Annotated in this window: 17 protein-coding genes; 10 read left to right on the top strand and 7 right to left on the bottom strand. The window is 71.9% G+C overall.

Annotated features, from left to right (window positions below; genetic code table 11):
• Positions 1–89 precede the first annotated feature (89 nt).
• The 6 genes from tsf to OG559_RS04185 all read left to right on the top strand — a co-directional run bounded on the left by tsf (position 90) and on the right by OG559_RS04185 (position 6,782).
• Complete coding sequence (tsf, locus tag OG559_RS04210; RefSeq protein ID WP_405112660.1) at positions 90–917, top strand: translation elongation factor Ts; 828 nt, start codon at positions 90–92, stop codon at positions 915–917.
• A gap of 160 nt (positions 918–1,077) precedes the next feature.
• The gene (gene pyrH / locus OG559_RS04205; RefSeq protein WP_161687936.1) at positions 1,078–1,845 is read left to right on the top strand and encodes a UMP kinase; all 768 of its coding nucleotides are present in this window, start codon (positions 1,078–1,080) and stop codon (positions 1,843–1,845) included.
• Between the two features lie 82 nt (positions 1,846–1,927).
• Complete coding sequence (gene frr / locus OG559_RS04200) at positions 1,928–2,485, top strand: ribosome recycling factor (RefSeq protein ID WP_405112657.1); 558 nt, start codon at positions 1,928–1,930, stop codon at positions 2,483–2,485.
• A gap of 370 nt (positions 2,486–2,855) precedes the next feature.
• Positions 2,856–4,232 carry a phosphatidate cytidylyltransferase gene (locus OG559_RS04195; protein WP_405116373.1) on the top strand — a complete coding sequence of 459 codons (1,377 nt, stop codon included), beginning with the start codon at positions 2,856–2,858 and terminating at the stop codon, positions 4,230–4,232.
• A 104-nt stretch (positions 4,233–4,336) separates the two neighbouring features.
• Entirely contained in the window at positions 4,337–5,488 is a 1,152-nt protein-coding gene (gene rlmN, locus OG559_RS04190) for a 23S rRNA (adenine(2503)-C(2))-methyltransferase RlmN (RefSeq protein WP_405112655.1), read from the top strand.
• 31 nt (positions 5,489–5,519) lie between these two features.
• Complete coding sequence (locus OG559_RS04185) at positions 5,520–6,782, top strand: DivIVA domain-containing protein (RefSeq protein WP_405112652.1); 1,263 nt, start codon at positions 5,520–5,522, stop codon at positions 6,780–6,782.
• Between the two features lie 108 nt (positions 6,783–6,890).
• Here OG559_RS04185 and OG559_RS04180 read toward each other — a convergent pair whose 3' ends face one another.
• Positions 6,891–7,112, bottom strand: coding sequence for a DUF2631 domain-containing protein (locus tag OG559_RS04180; RefSeq protein WP_161687946.1), 222 nt, complete (start codon positions 7,110–7,112; stop codon positions 6,891–6,893).
• 236 nt (positions 7,113–7,348) lie between these two features.
• Here OG559_RS04180 and OG559_RS04175 point away from each other — a divergent pair, with 236 nt between their 5' ends.
• The gene (locus OG559_RS04175) at positions 7,349–8,911 is read left to right on the top strand and encodes a Rieske 2Fe-2S domain-containing protein (protein WP_405112648.1); all 1,563 of its coding nucleotides are present in this window, start codon (positions 7,349–7,351) and stop codon (positions 8,909–8,911) included.
• A gap of 67 nt (positions 8,912–8,978) precedes the next feature.
• On the opposite strand, the gene OG559_RS04170 is transcribed toward OG559_RS04175, so the two are convergent.
• Positions 8,979–10,580: a phytoene desaturase family protein gene (locus tag OG559_RS04170; protein WP_405112646.1), complete on the bottom strand. Its 1,602-nt coding sequence runs from the start codon at positions 10,578–10,580 to the stop codon at positions 8,979–8,981.
• A gap of 176 nt (positions 10,581–10,756) precedes the next feature.
• Positions 10,757–11,587: a YhjD/YihY/BrkB family envelope integrity protein gene (locus OG559_RS04165; protein WP_405112644.1), complete on the bottom strand. Its 831-nt coding sequence runs from the start codon at positions 11,585–11,587 to the stop codon at positions 10,757–10,759.
• 104 nt (positions 11,588–11,691) lie between these two features.
• On the opposite strand from OG559_RS04165, the gene OG559_RS04160 reads away from it, so the two are divergent.
• The gene (locus OG559_RS04160) at positions 11,692–12,237 is read left to right on the top strand and encodes a GNAT family N-acetyltransferase (RefSeq protein WP_405112642.1); all 546 of its coding nucleotides are present in this window, start codon (positions 11,692–11,694) and stop codon (positions 12,235–12,237) included.
• 242 nt (positions 12,238–12,479) lie between these two features.
• Here the strand turns inward: OG559_RS04160 and OG559_RS04155 are convergent, their stop codons facing one another.
• The 4 genes from OG559_RS04155 to OG559_RS04140 all read right to left on the bottom strand — a co-directional run bounded on the left by OG559_RS04155 (position 12,480) and on the right by OG559_RS04140 (position 16,995).
• Positions 12,480–13,796, bottom strand: coding sequence for a family 43 glycosylhydrolase (locus tag OG559_RS04155; RefSeq protein WP_405112640.1), 1,317 nt, complete (start codon positions 13,794–13,796; stop codon positions 12,480–12,482).
• Between the two features lie 140 nt (positions 13,797–13,936).
• A complete protein-coding gene (locus tag OG559_RS04150) occupies positions 13,937–14,296 on the bottom strand; it encodes a hypothetical protein (protein WP_405112638.1) in 360 nt (119 codons plus the stop codon).
• A 9-nt stretch (positions 14,297–14,305) separates the two neighbouring features.
• Positions 14,306–16,078, bottom strand: a complete 1,773-nt coding sequence (locus OG559_RS04145; protein WP_405112636.1) for a hypothetical protein — start codon at positions 16,076–16,078, stop codon at positions 14,306–14,308.
• Complete coding sequence (locus OG559_RS04140) at positions 16,078–16,995, bottom strand: hypothetical protein (RefSeq protein WP_405112634.1); 918 nt, start codon at positions 16,993–16,995, stop codon at positions 16,078–16,080. Before OG559_RS04140 ends, OG559_RS04145 begins: the two co-directional genes overlap by 1 nt.
• 422 nt (positions 16,996–17,417) lie before the next feature.
• Here OG559_RS04140 and dxr point away from each other — a divergent pair, with 422 nt between their 5' ends.
• Together dxr and OG559_RS04130 are read left to right on the top strand one after the other, a co-directional pair.
• Complete coding sequence (gene dxr, locus OG559_RS04135) at positions 17,418–18,629, top strand: 1-deoxy-D-xylulose-5-phosphate reductoisomerase (protein WP_405112632.1); 1,212 nt, start codon at positions 17,418–17,420, stop codon at positions 18,627–18,629.
• Positions 18,629–19,879 carry a M50 family metallopeptidase gene (locus OG559_RS04130; protein ID WP_405112630.1) on the top strand — a complete coding sequence of 417 codons (1,251 nt, stop codon included), beginning with the start codon at positions 18,629–18,631 and terminating at the stop codon, positions 19,877–19,879. The genes dxr and OG559_RS04130 overlap by 1 nt, the downstream gene beginning before the upstream one ends.
• Positions 19,880–19,884: the final 5 nt, after the last annotated feature.

Below are 19,884 nucleotides of genomic sequence, written 5' to 3'. Positions count from 1 at the left end.
CGGCAGGTACGCCGGGCACAGCCGGCCCGGATCCGGGTAACCGGGACCCAGAACATCCCACCCGCTGTCTCAAAACCGAAGAGAGAGTCATGTCCAACTTCACCGCCGCGGACGTCAAGAAGCTCCGCGACCTCACCGGCGCCGGCATGATGGACTCCAAGAAGGCGCTGACCGAGGCCGAGGGCGATTTCGACAAGGCCATCGAGATCCTGCGCGTCAAGGGCGCGAAGGATGTCGGCAAGCGGGCCGGCCGGACGGCCGCCAACGGCCTGGTCGCGCACTCGGGCAAGGCGCTGCTGGAGCTCAACTGCGAGACCGACTTCGTCGCCAAGAACGACGCCTTCATCGTGCTGGCCCAGCAGCTCGTCGAGCACGGCGAGGGCAGCGGCGCGAGCACCGCCGAGGAGCTGCTCGCCAGCACGATCGACGGCAAGCCGGTCGCCGACCTGATCCAGGAGCAGTCCGCCAAGATCGGCGAGAAGCTGGTGCTCAACCGCTTCGCCAAGCTGGACGGCACCGTCGCGGTCTACCTGCACCGCAAGAGCCAGGACCTGCCGCCGGCCGTCGGTGTGCTGGTGGAGTACGCCGGCAAGACCGACGAGGCCGGTGACGCCGACGCCCGTGGCGTGGCCATGCAGATCGCGGCGATGCGGCCGAAGTACCTCACCCGCGACGAGGTTCCGGCCGACGTCGTCGAGGCAGAGCGGCGCATCGCCGAGCAGACCGCCCGCGAGGAGAACAAGCCCGAGGCGGCGCTGCCGAAGATCATCGAGGGCCGGGTCAACGCCTTCTTCAAGGACTACGTCCTGGTCGAGCAGGCATCGGTCGCCGACAACAAGAAGGCCGTGAAGCAGCTGCTGGCCGAGGCCGGCATCGAGGTGACCCGCTTCCTGCGGTTCGAGGTCGGCCAGGCCTGAGCCGCCGGTCGGGCGTGACGCGCCCGCGGGCAGGGAACGTCGACGGGGAGGCCGCTGGTGTACGTGACAGGCACCGCGGCCTCCCTGTCGCATAGGGTCAGCGACGGCAGGTACGCGGTAACCGGCGCACGTTTGGTGCGCGTGGGGAGGGACGGGGCGGATGACGCAGGTTGTTGGTGACCGGAGCCTGGAAGCGGATGATCCGACTGCCCCACCGCCCGGCCGGGCTCGTCGGGTGGTGCTGAAGCTTTCCGGCGAGGTCTTCGGCGGCGGGGCGATCGGCGTCGACCCGGACGTCGTGCAGGCCATCGCCCGGCAGATCGCCACCGTGGTCCGCCGCGGTGTGCAGGTCTCGGTGGTGGTCGGCGGCGGCAACTTCTTCCGCGGCGCGGAGCTGCAGAAGCGCGGTATGGACCGGGCCCGCGCCGACTACATGGGCATGCTGGGCACCGTGATGAACTGCCTCGCCCTCCAGGACTTCCTGGAGAAGGAGGGCATCGAGACCCGGGTGCAGAGCGCGATCACGATGGCCCAGGTCGCCGAGCCGTACATCCCGCTGCGCGCCATCCGGCACCTGGAGAAGGGCCGTGTGGTCATCTTCGGCGCCGGCGCGGGCATGCCGTACTTCTCTACCGACACCGTGGCCGCCCAGCGCGCGTTGGAGATCCGCGCCGATGTGGTGCTGATGAGCAAGAACGGCGTGGACGGCGTCTACTCCGCGGACCCCCGGATCGACCCGACCGCCAGCAAGTTCGACTCGATCACCTTCTCCGAGGTGCTGCGCCGTAACCTGCGGGTGGCCGACGCCGCCGCGTTCAGCCTGTGCATGGAGAACGGCCTGCCGATGCTGGTCTTCGGCGCGCAGGGCGAGGACACGATCATCCGTGCGGTGGGTGGCGACAAGATCGGCACCCTGATCACCGCCTGAGCGTCCGGCGGCCGGCGAGCGACGGTCCTCCGGACACGACAGCACAGACCACCACGAACACAAGAAGGAGGCGAGGAGACCGGTGATCGACGACACCCTCCTTGAGGCCGAGGAGAAGATGGAGCGTGCGATCGAGCATGCCAAGGAGGAGTTCGGCGCCATCCGCACCGGTCGCGCCAACGCCGCCATGTTCTCCAAGATCATCATCGACTACTACGGCACCCCGACGCCGCTGCCCCAGATGGCGTCCATCGGGGTCCCCGAGCCACGCATGGTGATCATCAAGCCGTACGACAACTCGCAGATCGGCGCCATGGAGAGGGCGATCCGCGACTCCGACCTCGGCCTCAACCCGAACAACGAGGGCAACCAGCTCCGCATCCTCGTCCCGCAGATGACCGAGGAGCGGCGCCGCGAGATGATCAAGGTCGCCCGGCACAAGGGCGAGGAGGCCAAGGTGGCCATCCGTAACATCCGCCGCAAGGGCAAGGAAGAGCTGGACCGGCTCGTCAAGGACGGCGAGGTCGGCGAGGACGACGGCCGCCGCGCCGAGAAGGACCTCGACGACCTGACCCAGAAGTACGTCGCAAGCGTCGACGATCTGGTCAAGCACAAGGAGACCGAGCTCCTGGAGGTCTGATCCGCGACCGGCCCGGGCCGGTCGCGTGACCTGCCGTGGCACCGGTGTGCCGTCGCCGTCGGGCGGCGGGACGCCGGTGCCTTCGTCGTCGCGGGCCGCTGCCGCCCCTGTGGGCGGCCACCAGGCCACCACCCGGGCCTTCGCCGGGCGGGGGAGTCGGCGCACCGTCGCCGGCCGGCGACGGTGGCCCATCGTCCGCCCGGCCCGGGCGGCCAGTGCAGTAGGCTCGGCACGATTCCGACCACCACGCGGTGAACGGTCGGAATCGGCCGGCCGTCAGGCCGGTCAACCGGACGGAACTGTTGTTGTAGGGGATGGTCTTGGTCGTACGTCATGTGGTGAACCCCGTACCGCTTCCGCTCGGTGCGTGATGTCCCACCTCGACCCCTACCGCAGCGCCGAGCCCCGAAGCTGGGACCGGCCGGACGCCCCTGCCGCGCTTCCCTGGCCCGACCGTGACCTCGAACCAGGGCAGTGGGCCCACAGCGCCGCCACCGACGCGTACCCGCCCTCGGCCCCCGACATGCTCGGCGCCACCACGACCGACCCGATCGCGCCGGCCGCGATCGGTACGTCCGAGCCCGAGGTCCGGGCCGAGTCGCGCCGGCTGGGGCCGCTCGACGCGGACCGCACCGACCCGTACGGCGCCCGCCCGCTGCCCGGCGGCGACGAGCCGGTCTGGCCCGGCCTCCCCGATGTCGGGAACCCTGGTCACCCCGACCAGGACCGCTCGGCCGGCCCCGGTCACCCCGCCTGGCCGGTCGACGAGCCCGTCGCCGGGCGCGAGTCGGCCCCGCCGCCGTACCGGCCGGAGGAGCCCTCCGCGACGGTGGCCGGCGTCGGCGCGGAGCCGGGGCGGCCCCGGGGCAGACGGCAGCCCGGGCGCCGGCGGGCCCGCGCGGACCGTCCGCCCACCCAACAGGCGCCGCCCAGCCGCGGGGGGCGTAACCTGCCCGCCGCGATCGGGGTGGGCGTCGGTCTCGGCGCGGTCGTGCTGGTGCCACTCTTCTTCTACCTGCCCGCCTTCCTGTTCGTGCTCGCCGCCGCCATCGCGATCGGCACCTGGGAGATGGCCCGAGCGGTTCGCCGTGGCGGGGCCCACCCGCCGCTGGTGCCGCTGCTCACCGGCGGCGTGCTCACGGTCGGCCTGGCGTGGTTCGCCGGCCCGGACGCGCTCAGCCTCGGCCTGCTGGTGACCGTGCTGGGCACGATGGTCTGGCGGCTGGGCGACGGCCCGGGCAACTACCAGCGCGACCTGACGGCGGCCACCCTGATCGCGGTCTACGTGCCATTCCTCGGCGGGTTCGCGGCGATGCTCGCCGCGGCGCCCGGCGACGGGCACCTGCGGGTGCTGGTCACCCTGGTCGCGGTGGTGCTCTCCGACACCGGCGGGTACGCCGCCGGGGTCAACCTCGGCAAGCACCCGATGGCCCCCTCGATCAGTCCGAAGAAGTCCTGGGAGGGCTTCGCCGGGTCGATCACCGCCGCCGCCCTCGGCAGCGCCCTGCTGATCTGGCTGCTGTTCGACGTGGCCCCATGGTGGGGCGCGCTGTTCGGGGTGGCCGTCTCCTGCGCGGCGGTCCTCGGCGACCTGGCGGAGTCCATGATCAAGCGGGACCTCGGCGTGAAGGACATGAGCAACCTGCTGCCCGGCCACGGTGGCCTGATGGACCGCCTTGACTCGATTCTGTTCGCGGTCCCCACCGCGTACCTGCTGCTGGCCGTGTTCGTCCCGGTGGTGGGCTGAGGCATGGATCACGCCGGGCACCCCGTGCCGGCCGCCCGGTCGGAGGCGATTCGGCACCTCCGGCCAGGCGCGTCGTCCGTTCGGCGTGGGAGACTGGGAGCGCCATGACGAGCCTTCCGCTGATTCCCGTCGCCCCGGACGCCCCCGCCGCACGCCGCGCGGCCATGCCGCCCCGCCACCTCGCCGACCTCGATCTGGCCGGTCGGCAGGCGCTGGTCACCGAGCTGGGCGAGCCGGCGTTCCGCGCGAAGCAGATCTCCACCCACTACTTCGGCCGGCTGGTTCGCGACCCCGCGGAGATGACCGACCTGCCTGCCGCCACCCGGGATCGGCTGGCCGGCGCGCTGTTGCCCACTCTGCTCACCCCGGTTCGCGAGCTGGCCTGCGACGACGGGGCCACCCGCAAGGCGCTCTGGCGGCTGCACGACGGCTCGCTGGTGGAGAGCGTGCTGATGGGCTACCCGGACCGGGTCACCGTCTGCATCTCCAGCCAGGCCGGCTGCGGGATGGCCTGCCCGTTCTGCGCGACCGGCCAGGCCGGTCTGACCCGTAACCTCTCCACCGCCGAGATCGTCGACCAGGCGGTCTACCTGGCAGGCGTGGCCGCCTCCGGCGCGGTCGCCGGCTCCCCGTCACGGCTGTCCCACGTGGTGTTCATGGGGATGGGCGAGCCGCTGGCCAACTACTCGCGGGTGATCGCGGCGATCCGCCGGCTGGTCGCCCCCGCCCCGGACGGGCTCGGGTTGTCCCAGCGGCACATCACCGTCTCCACGGTCGGCCTGGTCCCGGCCATCCGCCGCCTGGCCAGCGAAGACCTGTCGGTGACCCTTGCGTTGTCCCTGCACGCGCCCGATGATGAGCTGCGCGACGAGCTCGTGCCGGTCAACCAGCGCTGGAAGGTGGCCGAGGTGCTGGACGCAGCGTGGGACTACGCCGCCCAGACGGGACGCCGGGTGTCCATCGAGTACGCGATGATCAAGGACGTGAACGACCAGCCGTGGCGGGCCGACCTCCTCGGCCGGTTGCTGGCCGGCAAGCTGACCCACGTCAACCTCATCCCGCTCAACCCGACCCCGGGCAGCCGGTGGGACGCGAGTCCCAAGCCGGTCGAGCGGGAGTTCGTCCGGCGCCTGCGCGCCGCCGGGGTGTCCACGACGGTGCGGGACACCCGGGGGCGCGAGATCGACGGCGCCTGCGGGCAGCTCGCCGCGGCCGAGGACAACGACACCGACGCGCCGCAGGAGGCGACGGCGTGAGCGGGCGTAGCGAACGAGACCAGGAGACATAGTGGCGAGTCAGGGTCAGCGTTTCCGGCGTAAGGCGCTCCGTCGGGGCTACAAGGTCGACGAGGTGGACGCCTTCCTGGACCGGGTCGAGGCGACGCTCGCCGGACAGCCGGTCGGCGCGCCCGTGGCTTCCCAGGAGGTCCACGACGTCGTCTTCCGGGTCCGCTTCAACGGCTACGACGAGTGGCAGGTCGACCTGCACCTCGACCGGGTCGAGCGGCAGCTGGCCGAGCTGGAGGAGCGCGGCGGCGTGGTCAGCCGTGGCACCGACTCCGGGATGTCCGACCGACTCGGCCCGTCGAACCGGATGGGCCCGCCGATGCGCGATGACCGTGGCCCGGTCCCGATGCGCGATGACCGTGGCCCGGTCCCGATGCGTGACGACCGTGGCCTGCGTGATGACCGTGGCCCGGTGCCGATGCGTGACGACCGTGGCCCGGTCCCGATGCGTGATGACCGTGGGCCCGGGCCCGTGCCGCCCCGACCGATGCCCGCGCAGGCCGGTCCGCCCGCCGACCGGTACGGCCGCTACGACGAGCCGAGCGGCGCCTTCGCTGCCGGTGGCTACGACGAGCCGAGCGGCGCCTTCGCCGCCGGTGGCTACGACGCCCCGCGCGGCGGATACGACACCCCACGCGGTCCGGGTGGCCCGATCGGCCCCGGCCCCGGCCCCGTTCCCGGCCCCGGCCCCGGCGTGGGCCCTGGCCCGGGCGTGGGCCACGGCCACGGCGGCCCCCCGCCGCGAGGACTGCCCGCCGGGACGGGTGGCTACGGCCCAGACGGCCGGTTCGACGGCTTCGAAGCGGGCCGACACGGTCGGGCCGACATGACCGCCGAGATCCGGATGCCCGAGCGGGACCTGCGTGAGCTGCGCGGGCGCGGCCCGGCCGGGCCGCCGCCCCTGCCGCAGCAGCCGCACGGTGGCCCGCCGATGGGCGGGCCGTCCCCGGTCGCCGGGCCGCCGGTGGGTGGCCCGCCGCCGATGGCCGGCCCCCCGATGGCCGGCCCCCCCGGCGGCGATCTCCACCGCGTGGACCAGATTCGCCGCGGCTTCCAGGTGCGCCGCTTCGGCAGCGGGTACGACCCGGAGCAGGTCGACCGGCTCTTCGACGGCATCCTCGGCGGCATGACCGGCCGCAGCCCGATGCCGGTCAACCCGAAGGACCTGGACACCCTGCGATTCGGCCTGGTGCCTGGCGGCTACTTCGAGGCGGAGGTCGACGCGGCGCTGAAGGATGTCCAGGACATCCTCTTCGGTCGCTGACCGGCAGCGGGCGGGTTCCGACGCAGACGTACGACGAGGGCCCGTCCCCTGCTCAGCAGGGTGACGGGCCCTCGGTGCCTGACGTGGTCGGCGGACCGCCGGTCGTGGTCAGGAGCGCAGGCCGTTGCGCCGCAGCACCGCGTCGCCGATGACAACGGCCAGCAGCAGCACGGCCAGGCCGACCAGCCAGATGTCCTCGACCCTGCCCTCGTGGTTGCCGCACAGCATCGCCAGCAACGCCAGGGCGGAGAGCACCGCGCCGATCCGCCCCGCCTTCCGGTGCCCGGGCTTGTGCTGATCTGGCGACGTCACCGGCTCGCTTCCTGCCACTGTCGGTCCTTCCCTCGCGATTCGGATCTCCGGTTAGTCTGGCACGCCCCACGCCTGTCCTCGTCCGGTGGGGGTTTCCCGGTGCGCGTCCGCTGTGGGGTGCGCGTCCGTCGTCGGGTGCCGTCCGGCCCGGCGCTCCGGGCCGGACGGCACTACCGGCGTCGCGGGTTGCCGACGACACTGCCTCCGGTAGCGTTCTGACGTACACCTTGATTGCCTGTTTGAGGGGGACTGCGGTGCGAGTGACCGGTACGGGACATGCCAGCATGCGGATCGACACGGCCGCGGGCAGCATCCTGTGCGACCCGTGGGTCAATCCCGCCTACTTCGCGTCCTGGTTCCCGTTCCCCGACAACTCCCTGCTCGACTGGGAGGCCCTCGGCCAGGTCGACTACCTGTACGTGTCGCACCTGCACCGGGACCACTTCGACGCGGCGCACCTCAAGCGGTACGTGTCGAAGGACACGACCGTCCTGCTGCCCGAGTTCCCCACCTCGGAGATGGAGGACGAGCTGCGGGAGCTGGGCTTCACGAATTTCCTCCGGGCGCCGAACGAGCAGGTCGTCGAGCTCGACGGCGGTCTTAAGATCATGATTCAGGCGTTGACCAGCCCCACCGACGGCCCGATCGGCGACTCGTCCCTCTGGGTCGAGTACGACGGGGTCCGGCTGCTCAACCAGAACGACGCCCGCCCGACGGACCTGAGCGTCTTCACCGAGCTGGGCCACGTGCACGCGCACATGCTCCAGTTCTCGGGCGCGATCTGGTACCCGATGGTCTACGAGCTGCCGCAGTCGGCGAAGACCGCGTTCGGCAAGCAGAAGCGGGAGCGGCAGTTCGACCGCACCTGGCGCTACATCGCCGACCTGAAGGCCGACCACGTCTTCCCGATCGCCGGCCCGCCGTGCTTCCTCGACGACGCGCTGTGGCAGTTCAACGACATCCACGGCGACGAGGGCAACATCTTCCCCGACCAGTCGGTGTTCCTGTCCGAGTACGCCAAGGTCGGCGGCACCAACGGCATCGTGCTGCTGCCGGGCAGCGTCGCCGAGGTCACCACCGAAGGCGCGACGACCACCCACCCGGTGCCGATCGAGGAGTTCTTCGCGAACAAGGTCGCCCACCTGGAGGAGATGCGGGAGCGCAAGCGCGGCGTCATCGAGGCGGAGAAGGCGTCCTGGCGGCACCCCGAGGTCGACGTGCTGGCCGGGATGAAGCGCCGGATCGAGCCGCTGCTGGAGGAGTCGATCTACCTGGCCAAGGGGGTCGGCGGTCCGGTCCGTTTCGACCTGGTCGGCTACGACGGCGAGAGCGTCGAGTCGATCGTGGTGGACTTCCCGGGCAAGGAGGTACGCCCGTACGCCGAGGAGAAGGTCCGCTACCGGTTCCGCACCGACCGGGCGCTGGTCGAGCACCTGCTGCACATCGACGAGGTGGACTGGGTCAACTCGCTCTTCCTGTCCTGCCGGTTCTCCGCCGCCCGGATCGGCCAGTACAACGAGTTCGTGTACGCCTTCTTCAAGTGCCTGTCCACCGAGCGCCTCCAGTACGCCGAGGGCTGGTACGACGAGCACGAGCGGAGCACCGACGCCGAGGACGTCACCCTTGGCGACTGGGTGGTGCAGCGCCGCTGCCCGCACCTGAAGGCGGACCTGACCCGGTTCGGCATCGTCGAGGGCGACCAGCTCACCTGCCAGCTGCACGGCTGGAAGTTCGACCTGCCCAGCGGCCGGTGCCTGACCAGCGTCGGTCACAAGGTCCGCGCCCACCGCGCCACCGCCGAAACCCCCACCCCCTGACCGCCACCGCCCCACCGCCCACCCACCCCCACGATCGACGGGGTGGGTGGGCGGTGGGGCGGACGGGTCAGCGACCCAGGTCGGTGAGGATGCGGCGGGCGGCGTTGTGGCCGGCGGCGCCGATGACGCTGCCGGCCGGGTGGCAGCCGGCGCTGCCCGCGTACACGCCGTCGACGCCGGTGGCGTAGGGCATCCGGTCGGTGAAGGAGACCGTGTTGTCGACGTGGTGGATGTGGCCGCCGGTGATGCCGAAGTGTGCCTCGATGCCGGGCGGGGGGAGCGGGACGGCGTCGGCGATCAGGTCGGCGGTGCCGGGGGCGTACCGCTCGCAGATCTCCACCAGCCGCGACACGTACCCGGGCAGGGCCTCGTCCCAGGTGGTGCCGGCCAGCTCGTAGGGGACCGACTGGACGAACAGCGCCGAGGAGTGGTGGCCGGCGGCGTCGGACAGCGACGGGTCGACGGTGGTGTGCAGGTACCACTCGATGGTCGGCTCGTCGGGCAGCCGTCCGGCCTGGACGTCCGCCCACATCGCCCGCAGCGCCGCCATCGGCGGCTCGCCCCCGCCGCCGACCAGCGACGCCGAGCCGGGCAGCAGGTGGATGGTGGAGCCGAACGGGCTCGGCGCGCCCTCGGGCAGGCAGGTGAAGCGGGGCAGCCCGGTCAGCGCCAGGTTGAGCTTGAGGGTGGTGCCGGGGCGGCGGACCGCCGCCATCCGCTGCGTCAGCGGCGCCGGCAGCGCGCCGTCGGGCAGCAGGTCGATCAGCCGGTACGGGTCGCAGGCCCCGAGCACCACCCGGGCGGGCACGTGCCGGCCGTCGGCCAGGGTCACCCCGCCGGCCGCGCCGCCGTCGAGGGTGATCGCGGCGACCGGCGTCCCGGTGAGGATGCGGGCCCCGGCGGCGCGGGCCGCGTCGGCGAAGGTGCGCGAGACCGTGCCCATCCCGCCCTCGGCGATCATCCAGGTGCCGTCGGAGCCGGGCAGCCGGCACATGTTGTGCGCGAGGAAGTTGTGCCCGGTGCCCGGGTCGTCCGGGCCGGCGTTCAGCCCGGACAGGCCGTCGGTGACCGCGTACATGCTGACCAGCAGCTCGGAGCGGAAGTCGAAGCGGGCCAGGTGGTCGGCGACCGAGCCGCGCACCAGGTCGACGAAGACCTGCCGCAGCGCGGGCCGGACGTGCCGCTCGGCGGTCTCCTCGACCGGCAGCGGCTCGGCCAGCCAGGCCGGTGCCAGGTCGTCGCGCAGGGCCGCCAGTTCGGCTTGCATGGCGTCGTCGGCGGCCACGTCGGCGGGGGAGAAGAACTCCGTGAGCTGCCGCCGGGTCGCCGCGTGGTCGCTGCCCATCAGCAGGTACGGCGATCCGGCGCCGCCCGGGGTGGGCAGGAAGTAGTGCGGGTCGCGGCGCAGCACCGGGATGCGCACGTCGAGCGTGGCGAGCAGCTCCGGCGGCATCAGCCCGAGCAGGTACGACCCGGTGGAGTGGCGCAGCCCCGGCACCTTCGGGAACGGGTTCTCGGTGCGGGTCGCCCCGCCGATCACGTCGGCGGCCTCCAACACCAGCACGTCCAGCCCGGCGCGGGCCAGCAGGATCGCCGAGACCAGCCCGTTGTGCCCGGACCCGACGATCACCACGTCGGCCCGGGTCGGCAGCTCGCCTGCCCCGCTCATGCGGCTGTCACCGTTGCACTCGCCCCGCTCATGCGGACATCATCGCTGCGCTCGCTCATGCTCGGGCAGCCTAGCGCCGCGCCGCCCCCGGCGGGAGACCGTCGCCGGTCCTGTTCGGGCCGGGAGCGCCCCGAGAGCCCGTCACCCGTTCGGGCCGGGAGCGCCCCGGAGAGCCGTCACCTGGGCGGGCGGGTGCGCCAGCGGGACAGGGCGAGGGTGGCGGAGTAGCCGGCCAGCACGATCACGTGGAAGAGGTAGAGCCAGAGCAGGACCGCCACCCCCGCGCCGATCTCGTCGAAGCCGCCGAACGGCACGCCCAGGTCGATCGGGAGCGAGGCGAAGAGGACGAAGCCGTGCAGGAATCCGGAGAGGTTGGCGGCGGTGAACGACCCGATGCCCAGCGCGGAGAGCCAGTCCGGCGAGGCCGGGCCGACCACCCGGAACAGCCAGAGCAGCACCGGGGTGAGCACCAGCCAGACCGCCAGGAACGACAGCACCACCCCCAGCGCGCCGCTCCATCCGCCCTGTCGGACCAGCCTGGTGGTCGTCGGCAGCGCGAGCAGGATCGACAGCAGCAGGGCCGGGGCCGGCGCCAGCAGGGGGAGCAGCAGCAGCCGGCCCCGCCAGCCGACCAACGACTCGTCGCTGCGCGGCATGGCGACCGAGACGAACGCGCGGCGCAGCCCCTCGCCGTAGAGCGACGCAGGCAGCAGCGACGCCAACGCCGGCAGCGGGGTCAACCCCACCCCCGCCTCCACCAGCGCCTGCACCGCGTGGGGCGCGCCGATCGCGTCCGGCAGCGTCTCCACGGCGTACGAGGTGAGCCGGCGCACCCGGTCGGCTCCCGCCAGCAGCGAGGTGAGCCAGATCGCCAGCAGGGCCACCGGCACCACGGCGATCGCCCCGTAGAAGGTGATGGCGGCGGCGTGCAGGGACAGGTCCCGGCCCCGCAGCGGGCGGAACGCTGCACTGGTGATCCGCTTCGCCCGTTGCCTTCCGCTGCCCATCGCGGCTTCTTTCCCCGTACCGCCCCGCGTCACTCACGACAGCGCAGGCCGCGCAGGTCGGCCGTCACCAGCCGGGCCGTCCGCCGCTCACTAGGATCGCCGCCATGGGAATCCTCGCCACGGAACGCCTGGTCCTGCGGGACTGGACCGCCGACCCGGCCGACCTGACCCGGATCTTCGACATCTACTCCCGGCCCGAGGTCACCCGCTGGCTGGGCGCGCCCGGCCAGCCGTTCACCGACCCGGCGCAGGCGGCCGACCGGCTCGCGATGTGGCGGGATCGGCACGCGGAGCACGGCGACCGGTACGGCACCTGGGCGATCGAGGTCCGCGACACCGGCGTGGTGGCCGGCACGGTGCTGCTCAAGCCGCTGCCCGGCCGGGACGAGAGCGTGCTGACCGAGGACATCGAGGTCGGCTGGCACCTGCACCCGGACTCCTGGGGTCACGGGTACGCCACCGAGGCGGCCCGGTCGCTGGTGGCCCGGGAGCTGGCGACCGGCACCCCGCAGGTCTGGGCGGTCGTGTCGCCGGGCAACGCCGCGTCGATGGCGGTGGCCCGCCGGCTCGGCATGACCCACGTGGGCCGACGCACCGACTGGTACGGCGGCGAGGAGGTGGAGGCCTTCGTGCTCCGCCTCGCCGCCTGATCGGTTTGCGGTGCCCGCCTCGTGCGGGCACCGAAAATCAGGCCGTCAGCCGACCGGCAACCCGCGCTGCCGGTCGAACGACCTGCCGTCCGACCCCCGCGACCAGATCTTGGAAGGAAACGGCCCCTCCAGGGGCCGTTTCCTTCCAAGATCTGCCCAACGCCCGTCCAAATAGCAGCATCAAACGGTCAGGAAGCTGTGTTGATCTTGGTGTAGGTCCATGATCCTCGTGGACGAGTGCGTTATGCCACCTCGACGAAGTCAAGTTCCGCCCAGCGGCTCAGGTACGTGAATCGCAGCGTGTTGTAGCCCGCGTTGAGCGTCACGTCGACGCCCACCTGCCGCCAGACGTCCCAGCCCGTGTTGGGATAGCTGACGACCTTCGGGTTCGCGCCGTTGACGGTCAGCGTGTGCTGGGCGTCGCCGTAGCCCGCCGCGTAGGCGACATTGGCGCGGTACCCGCCGGCCCGGGGCGCGAAGACCGTCATCTCGACCCAGCTGTCCGCATAGTCCATGTACGCCACGACCTGGCCCTGCGACGTGTTCGGGGCGGCGCGGGCCGCACAGTGGTTGAGCGTGCCGCGCTCGGTTTCGTACCGCACCCGGCTGCCCCGCACCACGGGGTATCCGCCGGACCAGCCCAGCGCCGCCACGTACATGCCGCGCGCCGAGTAGTTGTTGATCCAGCCGTGGAAGACGATGTGGTCGCCGCCCGCCTCGCGTACCACGTCGGCGCCGCCCGGCCCGCGCACCGCCGAGTCGAGCGACGCGGTGGTCAGCAGCGAACGGTACGCCTTCGTGTACGGCCCGGTCAGCGAGGTCGACGTGGCGTAGCTGGTCTGGTAGCCGTCGCCGCCGTAGCCGCCGAGGGAGTAGAACAGCACGTACTGCGCGCCCACCTTCGTCAGCGCGGGCGCCTCGATGATGCCGGCCTCCTCGGCGCGACCGCTGCGCAGCAGCTCGACCCGGCCGCCCTGGAGGGCGACACCGTCGGCGGCGACCTGTTGCAGCCAGAGGCTCGTCGGCTGGCCGATGGCGTTGCCGTCGTCCTTGTAGAGCAGGTAGCGAAGCCCGGTGCTGTCGGTGAAGCTCGCCGCGTCGATGTCGCCGCCCTCGCCGGCGTTGCAGACCAGCGGCTGGGTGCCGACGGCGCCGAACGGGCCCAGCGGCGACGTGGCCAGCGCCGCGCCGAGGCACTGCCGGCCGGTGGCCCGGCTGCGGGCGGTGTAGTAGAGCAGGTACCGCCCGTCGGCCCGCTGGGACACGTCGGGCGCCCAGGTCAGCCCCCCGTTCGCCCAGGCGCCGAGCGTCGGCATCGCGTCGGGCCGCCGGGTCCACGGGCCGGTCAGCGAGCCGGCCGTGGCGACCGGGGCGTTGCCGTTGCCGTTGTTCGTCGAGTACGCGTAGTAGGTGCCGCCGAACTTGACGACGTCGGGGTCGGGGAAGTCGCTGGCGATGACCAGCGACGGTGTGGCGGTGGCGGCCCGGGCCGCTCCCGGGCTGACCAGCAGCGCACCGAAGACGAATGTGACGGCCAGCCAGACGAGACCTCTTCGCATGACGAAATTCAACCATAGTCATCGATGCATTGAAACATTCCTCCGGCGGGGCGCCATCGGCACTGATCGCCGGCGTCGGAGAGAGTGTGCGGTGCTGCGCGGCGCGGGGACCCGGCGGCCCTGACGGCGCGCGTCGTGGTTCAGAGCGGCCAGTGTTGTGAGACCAGTTCGATCACTGCGCCGACCGCGTTCGCCAGCGTGCCCCCCGCCGTGGTCAGCGCGGCCAACGTCTCCAACGAGTTCAGCACAGGCTGGCGGTCCGGCTGCCGCTGCACCCGGGCCGTCTCGATCGCCGCCACCTCACGGCCGGCCCGATCCGGGTCCTCGAAGTCGGCGACGTGCTCCTTCAGGGTGCGCAGCAGCGCGTCGAACTTCTCCGCGAACTCGCTCGTCCCGTTGTACTGGACGAAGACGGGGTTGTCGCTGGCCATCGCCTGCTGGCCACCGCTGATGGTGGTGTGGAACACGATCGAACGGGACGGTTGATTCGGACCTGCCACGGGGGCCTCCTAGTTGTGCTGTTCGAAGGTGGCGTTGGAGCTGGCGAACGCCTGCTGGCCGCCGAAGATGTTGTTGACGTTGCCGAAGATGTTCTGCACCTCGTACGCCTGTCGCGCCAGTTCGCCGGGGTCGAGGCCGCGTTCGGTCAGGAATGACACGACAGCCTCCAGCACCACCCGCTCCAAGAGCTTGATGTACTTCCACTCGTCCAGCAGTTGCAGGTGCTTGAACGTGGCCGGCTCCGCGACGAGCTGCCGCACGCTGACCCTGGCCCCGTAGTCGTGGGTCCGGAACTGCGTGCTCGCCACGAGCGCGTCGGCCATCCGGCGCTTCATGCTCCAGTGGTACTTCAGTCGCCTGGCCAGCCGCCAGCCGCTGAGCACCGAGGCGGTCAGCATGTGCGACAGCGCGGCGCTGGTGTTCCGGGCAGTCGACTGCTCGGGGCGCAGCCGGTCGACCAGCGCGTATCGGGCCTGGATGGGAGGCATCACGGTGGTGATGAACTCGATGTAGAGCAACCCGCCCTCGACGGCGACGTGGACGAAGGCGGAGATGTCGATGCCGAGGCTCTGCTCCGGCAGCACCAGCCGTCCGTCGGCGGTGTGCAGCGGCTTGCCTGCGCCGCTGACCACGATCCGGTCGTAGTAGCGCAGCCCTCCCTGCGGATGCCGGATGATCGCCTCGATCACCTCCTTGGAGGCTCGACTCCGCGGAATGCCGGTGGCCGGGTCGAGCAGCGGGTCGCCCTGGTACCGCACGCCGTCGGCGACGATATGCGGCACCAGGGACAGACCGGGCACCCGGGCACCAGGCGGCAACGGATCTTCCCGCATCCGCTTGACCGCCGCCCTGACGTGCGCGGTCAACGCCGGACCCAACTCCGCGTGGTCGATCGGTGCGGCGCTCGGTGCGGCCTCCTGACCGGTGGTCCGACCGGGGACGGGCCGCACCGGGATCGCATACGACCAGCCGTGCTCCGCCGGCCCGCAACCCAGAAAGGGGTTCCGTTCCTGGACGTTGATGTTGCCGTACTGGGCGCGGGCCACCATGGCGAGCCGGCGGGCCACCCGCGCGCTCGGCACGGGCGGTAGGAACGGCGTGACGCCGGGTCGCAGCTCGTGGGCCAGGATCTGGTGGGTGGTGCGCTCGAACCGGACCAGCACGGTCAGAGTGGCGATGCCGAGCAAATAGGGCGTCCACGCCAGGAACTGAAACACCCCGACGAAGGCCGAGATCCCCGACGCTCCCATCAGCGAGCCGGAGTAGAGGGCGGGGGCGCCCAGCAGCCCGTAGCCGATGCTCAGGAACCTCCACAGCGGCGCCATGAGCGCCCCACCGCCACAGAAGAGCGCGACGGAGAGGAGCGCTCCGATCAGCGGGATGCGGACGAGCAGCGATGACCGGCGCCACTTCCGGGACCGGACGAACAGCACGGTGACCCCGAGCATCAGCCAGCCGATGGTGGTGCTGGGCGCGATCACCAGGCCGAGGACGAGCAGCCCGAACAGGATGCCATCGCGGGCCAGGTAGCGGCTCCGCGCCCGGAAGCAGTGCCGGACGACCGCGTTGAGGTCGAAGCCGAAGGAGAGGGCGACGGCGCGGCGTTCGTCCTCCACCACCTCCCTGATCACCTTGTCGGCGAGCTCCTCGTCGAGGTAGACCGCCCCGCACAGGCGCCGGGTGGTGTCGGACAGTCTGGGCGGCTCCTGGTAGGGCGGAAAGTCGAAGTGATCAGCTTGTGGCTGGTCGGTCACCGTCGCGTCACCATCTCTCAGGTCCATCAGATGTCCCTCACCGTGCGGGTGGGCAGCTCGCACGACCTGGCGATCGGGTTCCATCGACGGAGGAATTCGGTCTTGGCCGCCTGTGCCTGATTGGAGAGCCGGTTGCCTCGCCGCCAGTTGGCGTCGAGCGAGCAGCCGGAGCTGATGGAGTGTTGTGCCCAGGCGGCGTAGGCGTCGTCGGCGTCTCCCGAGTGCGCGAAAGCGGACACCAGGTGGCCCCGCATCGCCGGCCCGTCGGCGAGCGCGTCGACCGTCAACGCCTCGGCCCGGTCGCGCTGTGCGCGACGCTGCCGCGCGACGCTCTGCAGCAGTGTGAGCGATCGGTTCAAGTCGCGGCACTGCCCCACCGCCGCGAGGGCGGCGGCCAGGTCGTTGCGCGAGGTGACCGACCCCGCGAGCAGGGCGTCCACCCCCTCGGCCTGGGCGCGCAGTGCGCCCGGGTCGTCGCTCGGCATCGGCGTCTCGACCCCGGTCGTCGAGGACGATCCGTGCGTCGACGACGCTTCGACCGGCACCCCGTCGTCGGCGCGCGGTGGCGCGGAGGTGGCCTCGGGCCAGGGGACGGTCGCGGGCAGCGGCACGGTCATGCCTGCGACGAATGCCACCGCGAGAGTCACCACCAGGGTGGGCATGAGGAGTCGGACCATCCGCGCCAGGTCGCCGGCGAGCCCAACGCCCCGGGTGGCGCGAGCCAGCAGGTGCCCGGGTGTCTCGTCTGCGCCCCAGACGGTGGTCGCCAGGTAGACGGCGACGGCGAGCACGGCGAGCAGGTGATGCCACGGCCTCAGCCCACCCGGCACCAGGGACGCGTTCGGAGCACCCCGTGCGAGCGCGAGGAGGAGCACCACCAGCAACCAGCCGACGACCAGGACCGCGCAGAGCAGCAGGTCCCACAGCAGGACCGGTGCCGCCACGGCCGGCGACGGCCCGGCCGCCTCGACCGGTGGCCCCGGCGCGCCGGGAGGTGCCGGTGACCGGGGTGTCACGGTGTGCGCCGGCGGCTGCTGTTCTTGCGGGGCGGCGGTGCCGAGCAGGGCCGAACCGCAGCGTTGGCAGGTGGAGGGCCCCGCATCGGTGTCGGTGCCGCAGGTGCCGCAACGCATCATTCACCGCCTTCCCCGGTCAGCGCTTGTCACGGTGGATCGTATCGACGACAGCGAACTCGGAGGTGCTCCGTCGCGGGCGCCACCAACAGACGCGGATATCCGACAGTCCTCTGTGGAGCAACGGATTGCGCGGAACGAGCCGATGGCGGCGACAGCCCGCACCGGCGGACCAGACGCCGAGGGTTGAGGCTCCCAGCGGGCGCTCAGCGAGGCTGGGGAAGAATGGGCGGGTGACAACTCCCCGCGATCTCGTCCTGCTCGGGTCGACCGGTTCGATCGGCACCCAGGCCATCGACATCGTCCGGCGCAACCCCGACCGGTTCCGGGTGGTGGCGCTCGGTGCCGGCGGCGGCAACGTCGAGCTGCTCGCCGCCCAGGCCCTCGAACTGCGCGTCGACGCGGTCGGGGTGGCCAAGGCGTCCGCCGCGCAGGACCTCCAACTCGCCTTCTACGCCGAGGCGAGCCGGCGCGGCTGGTCCAGCGGCGACTTCAAGCTGCCCAAGATCGTGGCCGGCCCGGACGCGATGACCGAGCTGGCCCAGTGGCCCTGCGACGTCGTGCTCAACGGCGTGGTCGGCTCGCTCGGGCTCGCGCCGACCCTCGCGGCGCTGCGCGCCGGCCGTACCCTCGCCCTGGCCAACAAGGAGTCCCTCGTCGCCGGCGGCCCCCTCGTCAGGGCCGCGGTGACGCGGCCGGGGCAGATCGTGCCTGTCGACTCCGAGCACACGGCGCTGGCCCAGTGCCTGCGCTCCGGGTCGCGCCCCGAGGTGCGGCGGCTGATCGTCACCGCCAGCGGCGGCCCCTTCCGAGGCAAGCGGCGCGACGAGCTGACCGAGGTCACGCCCGAGCAGGCGTTGGCCCACCCGACCTGGAACATGGGGCCGGTCATTACGATCAACTCGGCCACCATGGTCAACAAGGCGCTGGAGGTGATCGAGGCGCACGAGCTGTTCGACGTGCCGTACGCCGACATCACCGTGACGGTGCACCCGACCTCGGTGATCCACTCGATGGTGGAGTTCGTCGACGGTTCGACGATCGCCCAGGCCAGCCCGCCGGACATGCGGCTGCCGATCGCGGTGGCCCTCGGCTGGCCCGACCGGGTGCCCGACGCCGCCGCCGCCGTCGACTGGACGACGGCCCACACCTGGGAGTTCGCCCCGCTGGACGACGAGGCGTTCCCGGCGGTGGCGCTGGCCAAGGCTGCCGGGGAGGCCGGGCGCTGCCGTCCGGCGGTCTACAACGCGGCCAACGAGGAGTGCGTGGCGGCGTTCGTCGCCGGCCGGTTGCCGTTCCTCGGCATCGTGGACACCCTCCGGCGGGTGTTGGAGGACACACCCGATTTCGCCGAACCAGGTACCGTCGAGGACGTGCTCGCCGCCGAGTCGTGGGCACGCGCGCACGCGCAGGAGATCATTGTGGCGTCGGTGGAAGGATCTTGATGGCGTACCTGCTCGGGGTGGTGCTCTTCGCCCTGGCCATCCTCATCTCGGTCAGCCTGCACGAGGCGGGGCACATGCTCACCGCCAAGGCGTTCGGGATGAAGGTCACCCGCTACTTCGTCGGCTTCGGCCCCACCCTCTGGTCGGTCAAGCGGGGCGAGACCGAGTACGGCGTCAAGGGCATCCCGCTCGGCGGCTTCTGCAAGATCGTCGGCATGACGCCGCAGGACGACGACGTCGACCCGGCCGACCAGCCCCGGGCGATGTGGCGCTACCCGGTCTGGAAGCGGACCATCGTGATGTCCGCCGGCTCCATCACCCACTTCGCGCTCGCCCTGGTCGCGACCTGGATCATCGCGATCTCCGCCGGCCTGCCGAACCCCGACTTCCCGACCACCGACGCCGAGGTCCGCCAGGAGCCGGCGGTGATCGCGCTGTCCCCCTGTGTGGTGCCGGAGAACGCCATCCGGGCTTGCACGGCGACCGACCCGGCCAGCCCCGCCGCCCAGGCCAACCTGCGCGACGGGGACCGGATCAGCTCGTTCAACGGCGCCCCGGTCAACAACTACGGCGACCTGCTGACCGGGCTGCGGGCCGCCAAGCCCGGCGACAAGGTCGCCATCTCGTACGTCCGTGACGGCCAGCCGGGCACCACGAGCACCGTGCTCGGCCAGACCCAGCGCCCCCCGCTGGACAACCCGAAGGGCCAGCTCGGCCCGGTGTCCGCGCTCGGCATCGGCCTGCGATACAGCACCCCCACCCGGGTCGAGTACGGGCCGGTGTCCGCGTTCGGCGGTACCGCCCGGTTCACCGGCGACATGGCCGTCGGCACGTACGAGGCGATGAAGCGCATCCCGCAGAAGGTGCCCGCCCTGTGGACGGCGATCACCGGCGGCGAGCGGGACATGGACACCCCGATCAGCGTGGTCGGCGCGAGCCGGCTCGGCGGGGAAGCGGTGGAGAACAACGCCTGGCTGATCTTCTTCATGCTCTTCGTCTCGCTGAACTTCTTCATCGGCGTGTTCAACCTGCTGCCGCTGCTCCCGCTCGACGGCGGGCACATCGCGATCGCCTGGTTCGAGCGGGCCCGGTCGTGGCTGTTCGCCCGCTTCGGCAAGCCGGACCCGGGCCGCGTCGACTACCTCAAACTCATGCCCATCACGTACGCGGTGATCCTGATCGGCGGCGTGTTCACGCTGCTGACCATCACCGCGGACGTCGTCAATCCCATCACGCTCTTCTCAAGGTGAGTGCC

Source organism: Micromonospora sp. NBC_01405 (assembly GCF_045040155.1).
Lineage (GTDB): Bacteria > Actinomycetota > Actinomycetes > Mycobacteriales > Micromonosporaceae > Micromonospora.
Note: the sequence above shows the minus strand (reverse complement) of the source record. Positions and strands in the feature narration are given on the sequence as shown.